This is a genomic window from Fischerella thermalis PCC 7521 (genome assembly GCF_000317225.1).
GTDB classification, from domain to species: domain Bacteria; phylum Cyanobacteriota; class Cyanobacteriia; order Cyanobacteriales; family Nostocaceae; genus Fischerella; species Fischerella thermalis.
On sequence record NZ_AJLL01000081.1, the window covers coordinates 1 to 12,594 of the forward strand.

At 40.0% G+C, this 12,594-nt stretch carries 9 protein-coding genes; 3 read left to right on the forward strand and 6 right to left on the reverse strand.

Annotated elements, in window-relative coordinates; genetic code table 11:
* Window positions 1-1,039: 1,039 nt before the first annotated feature.
* Window positions 1,040-1,792 carry an alpha/beta fold hydrolase gene (locus UYK_RS0116905; RefSeq protein WP_009459156.1) on the forward strand — a complete coding sequence of 251 codons (753 nt, stop codon included), beginning with the start codon at window positions 1,040-1,042 and terminating at the stop codon, window positions 1,790-1,792.
* Window positions 1,793-1,897: 105 nt separating this feature from the next.
* Here UYK_RS0116905 and UYK_RS0116910 read toward each other — a convergent pair whose 3' ends face one another.
* The 3 genes from UYK_RS0116910 to UYK_RS0116920 all read right to left on the reverse strand — a co-directional run bounded on the left by UYK_RS0116910 (window position 1,898) and on the right by UYK_RS0116920 (window position 6,975).
* Window positions 1,898-3,526: an FAD-dependent thymidylate synthase gene (locus tag UYK_RS0116910; RefSeq protein ID WP_009459157.1), complete on the reverse strand. Its 1,629-nt coding sequence runs from the start codon at window positions 3,524-3,526 to the stop codon at window positions 1,898-1,900.
* 413 nt (window positions 3,527-3,939) lie between these two features.
* Window positions 3,940-5,208, reverse strand: a complete 1,269-nt coding sequence (locus tag UYK_RS0116915) for a hypothetical protein (RefSeq protein ID WP_009459158.1) — start codon at window positions 5,206-5,208, stop codon at window positions 3,940-3,942.
* Window positions 5,209-5,964: 756 nt separating this feature from the next.
* Window positions 5,965-6,975, reverse strand: coding sequence for a hypothetical protein (locus UYK_RS0116920; protein WP_009459159.1), 1,011 nt, complete (start codon window positions 6,973-6,975; stop codon window positions 5,965-5,967).
* Between the two features lie 139 nt (window positions 6,976-7,114).
* On the opposite strand from UYK_RS0116920, the gene UYK_RS0116925 reads away from it, so the two are divergent.
* Entirely contained in the window at window positions 7,115-7,369 is a 255-nt protein-coding gene (locus UYK_RS0116925) for a hypothetical protein (RefSeq protein ID WP_009459160.1), read from the forward strand.
* 91 nt (window positions 7,370-7,460) lie between these two features.
* Window positions 7,461-7,628: a hypothetical protein gene (locus tag UYK_RS26265; RefSeq protein ID WP_157221834.1), complete on the forward strand. Its 168-nt coding sequence runs from the start codon at window positions 7,461-7,463 to the stop codon at window positions 7,626-7,628.
* A 28-nt stretch (window positions 7,629-7,656) separates the two neighbouring features.
* Here the strand turns inward: UYK_RS26265 and UYK_RS0116930 are convergent, their stop codons facing one another.
* From UYK_RS0116930 to argJ, 3 genes are all read right to left on the reverse strand, one after another.
* A complete protein-coding gene (locus UYK_RS0116930; RefSeq protein WP_016871818.1) occupies window positions 7,657-9,414 on the reverse strand; it encodes a WD40 repeat domain-containing protein in 1,758 nt (585 codons plus the stop codon).
* A gap of 555 nt (window positions 9,415-9,969) precedes the next feature.
* Window positions 9,970-10,134 (reverse strand): hypothetical protein, encoded by a 165-nt coding sequence (locus tag UYK_RS26270; protein ID WP_157221835.1) that lies wholly within the window; start codon window positions 10,132-10,134, stop codon window positions 9,970-9,972.
* A 948-nt stretch (window positions 10,135-11,082) separates the two neighbouring features.
* The gene (gene argJ / locus UYK_RS0116940) at window positions 11,083-12,324 is read right to left on the reverse strand and encodes a bifunctional ornithine acetyltransferase/N-acetylglutamate synthase (RefSeq protein WP_016871821.1); all 1,242 of its coding nucleotides are present in this window, start codon (window positions 12,322-12,324) and stop codon (window positions 11,083-11,085) included.
* Window positions 12,325-12,594: the final 270 nt, after the last annotated feature.

Below are 12,594 nucleotides of genomic sequence, written 5' to 3' on the forward strand. Positions count from 1 at the left end.
CAGCCCCTCTCCTTGGTAAGGAGAGGGGTGACCGATAGGGCGGGGTGAGGTTTTTTGAGGTTTAGGGTGATTCGATTATTTGTGTGTACACCATAGCCTTGGTAAGGAGAGGGGTGACCGATAGGGCGGGGTGAGGTTTTTCGGGGTTTAGGGTAATTCGATTATTCTATCCCTCATTTGTCACTTTGGGAGAATCCAATCGCTCAAATGGTTACGGGGCTTTAGTTTCCACTTTTCGTCTACAAATTTTAGTTTCTGTTAGAAAATAAAGTCTCAAACCCGGATTAAATCAAAGTCTCAGAATTTGGATGAGATTATTGTTTTCCGAGAGTGACAGAACAGGGCTATAACGGATTGCGATCACCGCTAGTGGTCGGCTCTCAAGAAACACACTTGCTGAAATGATTCAGGTCAGGATAAGTTCGGTAATAATGTAGTAAATTTACACGATGTTTCTCAATCAGATATCAGTGTTTTTAACGGGTATGGTTATTTAACCATTGGTTGTCCAACTTGGAATCTTGATGAACTTTACAGAGAAATAGTGAGGCTATTCCACTACCAATAAATAAAGATAATGAAAGTTAATCCACGCCAGAACGAGTAAAAGCGTGATTAAATAAATTATATAAATATTTTTGCTTATAAATGTGTTTTATAGCTAAATTCGTCTCAAAAAATGAAACTTTTATTTGTACAAAAGTTTAAATTTTGAGTAAGAAAACCAAAATTGATAATTTAAGACTTAGAATAATATTAAACACAGAATTCTGAGTTGATTTATTTAGATATATAAATTTAATTCATGATTAATCATTGCGAAGATAGAATTATGAGCTTATCTAATTCAATCGAAGAGTTGAGGATAAAAAATATTTTCTATATTTTTACTTCGATTTGAGAAAAGAATACACAAAAATCTTGATATAGATTCATAACTCCTAATTAAATTGGTCAGCCAAAAAATTTTTAAATACGCGTTTGTATTACTAAAAAATAAAAATTCAAAACTGTTAAGATGAAATCTAAATAGGTATTTATGTCTGAGTTCTGCAATGTTCTTTGGTTAAATGCTAGTCCAAGTTTGAAAGGTTTAGACAAACCATTACTTCAGTACCTATCTAAGTATGTTGTGGTGGCACGATGGGAATACTTTCAAACTAAAGACGAAGCTTGTTCCCTAGATGCAGCAGTAGCACTGCTGTACGATTTTTTAAAATCGCACGATCGCCCAGTGCATTTGGCTGGTCATGGTATGAGTGGGGCGATCGCTTTATTATTTGCCCGTCGCTATCCGCAAAAAGTGCGATCGCTATCGTTGTTGGCTGTTGCATCTCAAAGCGCAAACACCTGGCAAGCACACTATTATCAACAACGCCTCTTGTTTCCTCTCAGTCGTGAACAAGTTTTAGTAAACAGTGTGCGGACTCTGTTTGGCAATCAATCTCCGGCAAATACCAAAAAGCTACTGACTGCTCTGATCAGAGATTTAGACGAATCTCCCACACCCCATTCTCTGTTTCGATTGATTCACTTACCCAAGGGTGGGGTTTCTATGCCAATGTTCGTATGTGGTAGCAACAATGATCCAGTTGTCAGCCCACCAGAGTTGCAAGACTGGCAGAACTGGTTGAAGCCAGAAGATATACTCTGGGAATGTCCTAAAGGATATCATTTCTTTCACTACTTCTATCCGCAACAGGTAGGCGAGCAAATGTTGAGTTTTTGGCAACGCTTCACCCAGAATTCAGAAACTACTCAAAATTCCGAACTGAGCCTATCGGTGGAATAGGGACAACAGGAAAAGGAAGACAACAAGAACAAGGGAAAAAAGGGGAATTAGTTACTATCTTATTCTCCTCACACTCCACCCCCAATCCACTTAGCTACTTGAAGCTTAGTTTTGATTTAATTGCTGCAATTTTGTATCAATTTTTTGCTCTGCTGCTAATCGTTCCAAAGCATAGTCATTGAGGTCTACAAAATGCATATTAGCTACCAATGTTGGGTGAACAGCATTTATTTGCTGATATATTTCTTGGGCAACTGTACGGTAGGAAGGATGTCCTTGTCGCGAACTTCGTAATTCCACAAGATGATAAACTTCCCGGAGATTCAACTTAATTCGCCAGCGCACTCGATAGGCGAAAGGTACAACATATTGTGCTGCGTCTGGTAAGTCTTGACTAATCAACTCGGTTGTTTCGGCTGCGTATTCCAAAGCTTTGCGATAGGTTTGGGCAAGGTTTGCTTCTTCCAGTTCTGTTGGTATTACGTACCCATGACGAACACAGTAGTGTTGACGTTCTTGTGTGAGAACACGATGTCGATGTAGATCACGGTACGCACCAATATCAGCTAGTACATCAAATGTGTAGTAGGTCTGCTCAAAAGCACGTCCCGGTCGATGAAATCGCGACTCGCGATCGCCTACATAGGTGTTGATAATTTCTACTCGCTCTTGGGTAGATAAACCAACAACATATTCTTGAATTTGCTCCCATGTCAAATCAGTGTGAGGATAAAGGATGGCTGCAACAATCTTGACCTCAGCATCTGGATCGTACTCGACTAACTGCACAGTTGAGCTTGCTGCTGGTTGAATTTGCCCTAAATGTTGTTGTGCCAAATATTTTGTACGGTTCCAATTTGTTGATATGTAACGGGAATATTGAGCGCCTCGTTCAGTTTTAGCACGCTTGACAAATGAAGGTATGATTTGATCTAGTTCTTGTTGCATAGAAGCCCCAAGAATACGCACTTCTGGATGAGGTGAAGCAGCAAGCTTGACTAGCAAATACTCAAATGCCCGTCCGTTACCAAACAATCCAACATTAGTTAGAGTTGCCATGGGTAGTAAACCACGCAACAAGTCCAAAGTTTTAGCTTTTGTTGCATTGTTATATGCTCGCTCGGAAGTAGTCCTATCTTTAGGGGTACGCTCTTGTACCCAACTCAACAAAGGCTCAATTAAATCGGTGTAAGTGTCGAATAAATAATCTAATGTTGCCTCATAACGCTGTGCATGAGTTGATGCCATAATAGACGGTTCGCGATAGTAGCGGTAGCGCCCGTTGATTTTGCGATTAAAAGGAACATATCTTGTTGACTTTTCTAATGGAGAAATTCCTAAACGACTGTCTTCAAGAGCTTTTGCTGCAATATTACTAATTCCTTCACAAGCAAGGTGTGCGCCTCCTAGTTCTGCTACTGAGTCATCACCATAACCAATCAACACGCGATCGTAAAAAGCCTCTGCTTGTTGAATCGCCACTAATTGATCAGCACTATTGTCAGATCCTCCACCGACAATGCGAGTAAAACTAGCTTCTGGTGCTTTGATAAACTCATCCAGTAGAATACGCCGTAAACTTTTATCGCTACGGCTATAGCGGGAGAACAATGCACCCTTGACAACCTCAGGTAAATTCCGCAAACCAAAGACAGCACGATCCGAATTTGTGATAAAAGGCTGTAGTAATAAGCTCTCCTCTTCAGTGAGCGGCTCTTCCAAAAATTCTTGCATCATTTACCACCTTAGTTTAGTGCTGTCAGCTATTAGTCGCTGTTGGACACTTCACTATTATTAACGATTGAGTTCAGTGGCAGATCACCTTTGACCGTATTAAAACAAATCGGGATTGTGGGGTGATGAGCGATCGCATCTTAGAAGTCAAATAACTATGCAATGAACCCTCTTATCATTAAGTAAACAATACTTACATCTTGCACCAAGGTCGAAACTAAAGTTTTGAACCCAAAGCACGCCATGAGTTAAAACTCTTTCTAACCTTTGTCTGAGTAAGCTTTGAGCTTACTTAAACTTTTAGCCCCAAATTTATTTGAGGGCGGTATTTTGGGCTGGTGCAAGATATAAGAATACGAATCCTTACCGAGAATCCGCGTTCCTGCCACGGTAAGATTTTAGCCAAAGGAGTATCAATCCCTCGCAATTCTGATGAATGGAATGATTTTCTGAGCAGGATCACTAGCTATTTGTACCCAAACACTCATCAATCCTGATTCACTATCAAATTTAAATTCGGGTCTGTTGAGTGTATAGCCTAGCTGTTCTATATTTTGCGAGTGTTCGTTGAGGTCTTTTGCTGTGATTAAACGTCTATTTCTATCAATGTGAAAATATAGAGTTGCTTGCCATTGCTCGTAATCATTGTAAGCGCGGTCTAGAATAATTCCTAACTGTTCAAAATAACCAATAATAATGTTTGCTAACCATTGATCGTCACGAGTCGGTGTAGACCAATACTGAGGACGTTTGAGAGCTTTAATTTCCTCTTCTTTCTGAGCTAGCCGCTCCATAGCCTTTTCTAACTCTGCAATCACGTTTTTTATATATTGCTCATTCTTAGCGGCTACTCGCTCCGACTCTTCTAGTTTTGCTAAGACCTGGGCGTAGCTAGGCTTTGGATTTCTTATGTTAGCTAACCCGCTTTTGGCTTGTTCCTGATTGACAGCATTGTAAAGTTTCAAGCGATCGCTAATATTCAATGTTCTGATAAATTTAACTTTCAAAGATGCTAAGTCTTCGTGAATTCGACTGTAAATTTCGATAGTATCATTCACGAAACCAAGGTTTTCATCGCGTTCTATTTGTGTAATCAAGTTTTTATAGTGAATAGATTTCACGTCAAGATCGCTCTGAAATTTATTTAATCTAGTGATAATTCTTTCATCCTTAATTTGCCTCAGTTTGGTATCTATTGATTTTTTCAACTTTTCAATACACTGTTCTATATGGGAATTTAAAATTTCTTTGATATTGAATAAAAATTTGTCTATAACAGCATCGGCAAATAACTTTTCTTCTTCTGCTTTACCTTGATAAACTTCTAACTCTGCCTTGAGATTGGCAACTGTATCTAACAATTTTTTGTTAACTGACTGCTCTAGCCGTAATCGGTTCTCAATTCCGAGTTTGATCTCTACTTCCTTGGTTAATTCAGCAATTTTCTCATCTTTGGGTTTAATAAAAGCTTCTATCTGATTATTGGCATTGTCTTCATAGAGATGAGAACTGGCTTCATTGACTATGCCGATCGCAGCACTGCTGACAGCTACTATCCAAGCAAGTGTTTTTGCATTAGGATTTTCGCTTTTGACCGCTGTTACAGCAGCTAAGAAGGTTAAACAACCTGCGAGCGCGTTAATAATATTCCTGGGCTGTCTTAAAGAGATTTTATGTGTCATAATAATATCCCTAATCTCCTGTTTCGCCTATAAACCAAACAGCTTGAAACGGATCGTAGATAAATAAATACTTATTAGTTATGTGTATAAAAATACTTAACTACTGGACATGTTGAACCTGTTTCTAAATTTATCTGCAATGATTTTCTCCTAAAAAAATCAAATTATACTCTATAAAATCCTAAACGATAGTTTTTGAGGCTGTTTGAGGGGAATTGCCCCTCCATCCGCCATGAGAGAATAATGATCAGCGATCGCCGATCAAACTTTTTGTAGAAGTCGCAAAAAGCTCAAAGGAGAAAGGGATAAAATCTTTCTACTATACACGAAACAACATCAACGCTAGCCATAGCTACGCGCTCTAAGCTTGCGTTAGCAAAGTAGGTCGTATTTGTGGGTCATTACTAATTCTCTAAAACTTTCAAATTGCAATGACGACAGTAGTTATACCCTAAATTGGATTTTAGATTGTGAAACATTTACTGGATAAGCTTTGGAGTTATCCATCTGTCGCAATCATTTTTCCAATTGGTATTTAGTTGCTATTTAATCTATAAGTGATGAATACTAATGTTCCTGAGGTAAAATTTTGGGCATTATATTCATCGGTCTACCATCGCTCATTAAATGGGTAGTTAAGTTACTTTTTGGTGACATTCTAGAACTTGTTTATACCTTTACATCTCGCAGTCATTCGATTTTCTTGTTCCATCAAAGAAGTATCAGTCAACGAGCGAAACTTTGATACAGGTTGTTTCACAACTCTAGTTTTTTCTTCAAAATTGGTTTTTGCTGAGGATGGCTGCGCTCGAAATTATCCTTTTTAGGTTTAGGTGCTTGCTGTACTCTAGGTCTGTCTTTCTTAGATGCTTGCTGAACTGTAGCTTTATCCTTTTTGGATGCTTTGAGAAATTTGGGTGGAGTTTCTTGGGGTGGAGCTAATAGTGCTACAAAACCGAAGACATCACGCCCTGGCAGAAATTTCGCTTTGAGGGTGACAAAGGCCGGGTGGCCTTGGTCTTCTTTAGCAGCTTTGGGATTAAATCTAAAGGGTCTGACTGGCGCATCTTTCCAAAGCAAGGGTAAATGGCTAGCCTTCATAAATTTTACTTTTTGGGCAGGTTCGGCTTGCTTAATATATTCCAGTCTTTCGTGAGTAAAGTTGCGGAACACGGAAATGCAAGGAGTAGAACAAACAGGAATAAACTGCCATAGTCCTGAGAATTTAAACTCTAGGTCTAGTAGCTCTCCTGAAACTGCTTCTTCAACTCGCCCTCTGTCAAAGCCAACTAGCTGAAAAGCGATGCGATGCGGTTGCTCTTTGCGTGGAAAATGAATTGCTTTTGGATAAACAACTAAACGTTGATTGCGGTTTCCTGTTGCTTCTATTTCTTTTTGAAGAGCTTCAAATACTTTGCGTTTGCGCGGAACATAGAAAAGCGGGTATTGAGAGCGACCGATAGTAACAGTGCTTTTACCGTCCTCAGTTAAGTTAACTTCCCCGGTAATTATCCCAACAGCTTGAAATATCGCTCCTGGATCTTCAATATCTATTTGTGACTCAGCATCCTGATTAACTGGCTCATCCTCAGATAGGCTTTGCAGCAAAGAAGCAGCCTCATCTGAAGTCGGGGAATTTTGTAGAGATTGATCTGGGGAGCTTAGGGAAGTTTTTTTCTCTTGCCCTGCTTGCCCAAAATCCGCTGAGGAATGCAACTCAGGATTATTAGGCTCATTAGGGTTCGGTTCGGCAAATGCCATAGCCATAATAGTTGTTCTTTTGTGAAATCGCTAATTATTCTATTTTATTGTCTACAAATTGTCTACAACATTGTCTACAAAAACGTAGACATTTTGTAGACAAGACTTTACTATGTATACAATTACGTATACATAAGTCTACACAATGGCTAGTAAAGTAATCTCGTTTCGGCTAAGTGAACTCGAAATTCAAGCACTGTCAGCGTTGCAAATTTCCGAGGATGAGTCACTAAACCAAACTGCGGCTAGGTTGCTCAGGGGTATTCTTGGCACGTCTACACCTGCGTCTACAGTGTCTACGAGTGTAGATATCAGAGAGATGGTGAGACAGGAAGTAGAAGCGGCGATTTCCCAGGTCAAAGGTGAGGTGGATAAGCGATTGGGGGAATTAGCCGCCTGAGAGAACAGGCTGAATCTCCCAGGCTCAAATCTAAGCCAAATTTTGAGGCAGCGGGTGATCGCACTTCGGGTTAAAGGAAAAGACCCAGACCATGGAACCCGTGATTTGTTTGAAGCGATCGCGGGCGGCGACTATTATAAATTACGGTCGTCGTGTGGCAGAAGGCTTTAGGAATTGTGATCGATCCATCCATGATGCCAATATCTGCTCAACCTGTCAGGGCGTAATAGACCTGCCTTGGAATAAATTCCAAGGCTGATGCATCTGTCTAATTTCCCCCTTCTCGTTCAACTTCGTTGCCAAATTTTAATCGTCTTATCCAAACTCCCACTTACTAAAATTTCTCCAGATGTAGTAAATGCTACTGCCGTTACTGTGTGCAGATGCCCAGTAAAGGTACCTAGTAATTCACCCGTTTGTAAGTGCCATAGTTTAATCGTTCTGTCAGCACTACCACTGGCAATAGTTTGTCCATCGGGACTAAGGGCGATCGCATAAACTCCATCTCTATGTCCTTTGAGAGTATGCAATAATTCCCCTGTCTCTAGTTGCCAAACTTTAATGGTTTTATCCCGACTCCCACTGACAAGAATTTGGCGATCGCTACTCATCGCTAAAGAACAAACAATATGACTATGGCCTGTCAGAGTATTTAACAATTGAGCATTGGGAGTCCTACCCTCTTGTTGGCAAACTCGCCATACCTTAATTTTGCGGTAACTGCCTGTAACTAAAATTTCTCCGTCTGGGCTCAAAGCTAGAGAATGAGCAGCAGTATCATCTAAAGAGAGGGCAACTATAACGCGGCGTTGCATTAAGTCCCAAAAGCAAATTGTTCTGTCGTCTCCTCCTGTTGCTAACAGGCGTCCATCTGGAGTAAAAATAACGCAGCGCACCATGCCATTGTGTTTGTGCAGAATATCGATCAAATCCCTAGCGCCGACATGCCACATTTTGATCGTGGAATCTGCACCTGCACTTACCAAAGTATGACCGTCTGGACTGAAAGCAAGGGCATTTACTTCATCTACTAGTCCAGACAACATCCAGGGATGCTCAGATAAGGTACCTACTAGTTCTCCCTTTGTCAAATCCCATAATTTTGTTTCTCCGCGACTTCCACTGGCTACTAAAGTAGAATTGCCACTTTTTTCACTTCCTGGATAGAAGGCAAGACAGTTTATTCCTCTACTATGCCCTTTGAGTGTTTGCCAACATTCCCAATCACCGATTACGCCTTTGAGAGGATGTTCTGGTGGCACAGTTTGAGTTTTTTCTACCACAAACATTTCATCAAATAATGACGGCGTATCTTGTTTGCTAATTCCTGTTGCTAAATACCAACTCAATCCACCCGCATACAACAAGTAACTGGGAGATACATAAATTTTTGGTTCACTAAATTCAATTTGATTTGTTGGTAAAAAACCAGTAACTATCGCTTGTTTCTCGTAACCTCTCTCACCATGAAATGGATAAAACAAACAGACAAAAATTAATACACTGTAATCTCTTAAATCTTCTTGAATGACTGACCATTTAATTTTATCTTTTTTTATACCATTAAAACTTTCTCCATCAGCCACACAAACCAGAATTTTCTTTCTGGGATTATCTACCAATAAATAAGGAAATTTACTTTCACCACGTAAATTTCCTTCATCATCTAAAACCATACTTTTCACAGCATCTTGTGGTAATTTTTTCACAGACTTACCCAAGCGTTGAGACATGACTTGATCCACAATTTGCTCTCGCAAAATATAATCTTCTACTTGCTGCTGAAAGTATGCTGAAAAAGGTATATTCCAATCGGAAAATTCTGGATAATCAGGTGGTGTAGGAGGTGGATTTTTACCAAGAATTTCTGCTTGTTGACAAGCAACTGTCAACATTTTTTCCAGTGCTTCGCCTGAAAATGTCATGATTTCAGTGTGGCAACCTCTGACTTGAGTTTCCAGCAAAGATACGTCATGAGTCCTTGGTTTTTTCACCCGTTGAAGGAAATCAGCTTGTTGAGCTTTGAGTAAGCTAATCCAATCCATCGAAAACCTCGCAAGGGTACTGCAACCTTATAGCGCCAGCAATTAGTTGTGCAGAGAATTTAATAAAATTAGAAGGAAGAATAAGTCATAAATGAGCAAGTTCCATAAGTAAAGCTATGGAATTTAAAATAGATTTTTTGTTATTTCCCCATGAATCTAATAACTTGATTTTATCAATCAAGTTAATTTTCCCCGCCGAAATAATCACGATTTGTATCTCCAGGTAACTTAATTCAAGCTCGGTATATAGCACCCCTTAAAGGTTAAATTTTAATCTGTCAATTTGGACACAAACATCTTCCTGATAATTCATCAAAAAGCTACTGCATATCTACGTTAGGCTATACAGAGCCAACAGTTCAAGTTGATTAACTAGAGTTAACAACTAGTCAATCATATTATTGGAATGCATGGACAGACACAACTACTCACCAGATATTGATATCGTAGGTGACAAATTCAGACTGAATAAATTAGCTGATAGCAGTTTATTCTAACGAACCAGGAAAAGAAAATACTGTTCGCGCAGAAGCAGTTGCTGAGGAAAATGGTGAGTTAGACGCGATCGCATATATTTACCTCAAACGTCATATTGCTAAAAAAGGTGTGCGATCGCATTTTGCGATTGAGAATATGAAAAGCAATCTCGACCATATAGGTAATGGGTAATTGGTAATGAGTAATTAAGATACTGATAATTTTCCAATGCCCAATAACCAACAGCGAAGCGTAATATTGTAAGCAATTAGCCTCATAACTTATATAATCGAGTTGTTAACAAAAAATTTCTTAAAATGGGGTTACAGCCTCGAAGGGACGAAAATCATCAACAGTAATTTGTCAAAATATGTAGAGACATTGCACTGCAACGTCTCCACAAAATCGATGGGGTGAGATTTTATCCGCTATCATCCCAAAATCATGCAACACCTTAAAATCATCCCAATTATTGATAGTCTTTTTATCTGCCACTGCCACGGCCATCACTATCGATATTAGCCACATACTGCCCAAACGCTTGAATTTTCATAAGATGCTCCCTAATGATCTATCTAATATCATCTACAAAAACGAGTGAAAATAACAGGATCACTGACCTAGCAATTGGCATTTTGGCAGAAAGCGAACTTCAAAGCTTTTTTAATCAGATAATAATTAATGATCATCAATGGGAAATATTGAGTTTCCCTAATTGCGCCAACCTGTAGGTGTTTGACACACAGAGGAACATTTTATACTTGAAAGCTTTGTCAGTTCTGGGTTTGAACTCCTCACATCTCATCAGAGATTGGCGCAATGTCTAAAACTCTCACCAGTCAAGCTTTTGAGGTGATTTTTCCGGGTCACCCTTGACACTGCGATCGCTCAAAGGAAAATATTACAATCTGCCGTTGCAACTAACACAAATCCCTATTAGGGATTGGGCGTTGCATATTTACGGGATGAATGTATTTGCTATTACAAAATAAAATTTTATTCTTGGTGTCTTCGTGACTTAGTGGTTCAATCTTTATCCCTAATGTGTGCAACGCCAAGAATTAAAACGAATTCCACACTTGTTAAGCGCTGAAATAAACTTCGCGCTTAAAGCTAACATCAGAATTGAAACATAAAAATAACTCCTAATGATACCACAATGAGGGTTGCAACTGAAACAAATCCCAATCTTCAAGTAGTATATTCAGCGTTAATTTTCACATAGTCATAACTTAAATCACAACCCCAAGCTTTACTGGAAGCATGACCGTTACCAACACTTACAGAAATTAACACAGTATCTTCCTTGAGATACGCACCCGCAGCTGCTTTTTGTAGATATTCACTTGCTGCTTTGCGATCAAAAGCTAGGGGTTGACCATTTTCCATCATTAAAAAATTCCCTAACTGAATTTTAAGGTTCTCTTGTTCAAAAGGCACACCTGCACGTCCCGCAGCAGCAGCAATGCGTCCCCAGTTAGGATCACGGCCAAAAATCGCAGATTTGACTAAAGATGAGCCTGCAATAGTTTTGGCAATTTGACGTGCTGCTTGTTCATCCTGTGTACCAGTGACTTGTACTTCTATCAAACAAGTTGCACCTTCACCATCACGAGCGATCGCTTTTGCTAAATGCTGGCATACTGCTGTTAACATCGCTTCTAATTTTTCGGCTTCGTGTCCCATTTCGGTAATTGCTGGGGTGCGGGATTCACCATTGGCAAGGGCGATTAAACTATCATTAGTACTCGTATCGCCATCAACAGTAATCGCATTAAAACTTTTATCTGCTGCTCTAGTTAACATTTGCTGCCAAAGATGAGGGGAAACGGCGGCATCACAGGTGACAAATGCTAGCATTGTGGCCATATTTGGATGGATCATGCCAGAACCTTTGGCAATACCACCAATTCTGACTGGGCGATCGCTGATTGTTGTTTCTAGGGCGATTGATTTTGGTACTAAGTCTGTAGTAATAATTGCACCTGCGGCAGCATCGGAACCAGTTTCTGATAGTGCTGCGACTAGTTGGGGAATTGCGGCTTTGAGTTTATCCATCGGTATGCGCTGACCAATTACCCCAGTCGAAGCCAGTAGCACAGAGTCACTGGAGATATTCAAGGCTTGAGCGATCGCCATTGCAGATTCTAAGGTATCTAGCCAGCCTTGCTCACCTGTAGCAGCATTTGCTTGTCCGGCGTTGCAGAGAATAGCACGGGCGCTGTGCTTAACTTGTAGACGTTGGCGACAATAATCTACACACGCCGCCCTCACTTGAGAGGTTGTGAATACTCCGGCGGCGATCGCTTCTACATCTGATAAAATCAATGCCAAATCTGGCAACCCCGAAGGTTTTAATCCTGCCTTAATCCCAGCTGCTCGATATCCTCTCGGTGCAGTCACACCACCAGTAATTTCATGCCAGTCTGCCATGATTTTCCCCTTGCAACTATTACCCGGTTGACTGGCGATTATATCAAGCTTTTGTTGTTTGTTGGTTGTTACTTATTGCAAATAACCACCAACTACCAACAACTAACCAAAAAAAAGAGAGAGCCACTTGGGCAGCTCTCCAGATCATCAGGGTGCATCTATATAGCATAGTATACCATGTTTGGGGTGAGGGGCAATACACCTCAATGAACTTCTTTTGTTTCTAGTTAAACGACTGGATGTAGCAAAGGTAATAAGGAAATAATGAGG

Bases quoted from the DNA above. Each gene is read 5' to 3' on its own strand.
- UYK_RS0116920 (WP_009459159.1), bottom strand. From the start codon at position 6,975: ATGGCTATGGCATTTGCCGAACCGAACCCTAATGAGCCTAATAATCCT.
- UYK_RS0116910 (WP_009459157.1), bottom strand. From the start codon at position 3,526: ATGCAAGAATTTTTGGAAGAGCCGCTCACTGAAGAGGAGAGCTTATTA.
- UYK_RS0116930 (WP_016871818.1), bottom strand. From the start codon at position 9,414: ATGGATTGGATTAGCTTACTCAAAGCTCAACAAGCTGATTTCCTTCAA.
- argJ (WP_016871821.1), bottom strand. From the start codon at position 12,324: ATGGCAGACTGGCATGAAATTACTGGTGGTGTGACTGCACCGAGAGGA.
- UYK_RS0116905 (WP_009459156.1), top strand. From the start codon at position 1,040: ATGTCTGAGTTCTGCAATGTTCTTTGGTTAAATGCTAGTCCAAGTTTG.
- UYK_RS0116915 (WP_009459158.1), bottom strand. From the start codon at position 5,208: ATGACACATAAAATCTCTTTAAGACAGCCCAGGAATATTATTAACGCG.
- UYK_RS26265 (WP_157221834.1), top strand. From the start codon at position 7,461: ATGGAACCCGTGATTTGTTTGAAGCGATCGCGGGCGGCGACTATTATA.
- UYK_RS0116925 (WP_009459160.1), top strand. From the start codon at position 7,115: ATGGCTAGTAAAGTAATCTCGTTTCGGCTAAGTGAACTCGAAATTCAA.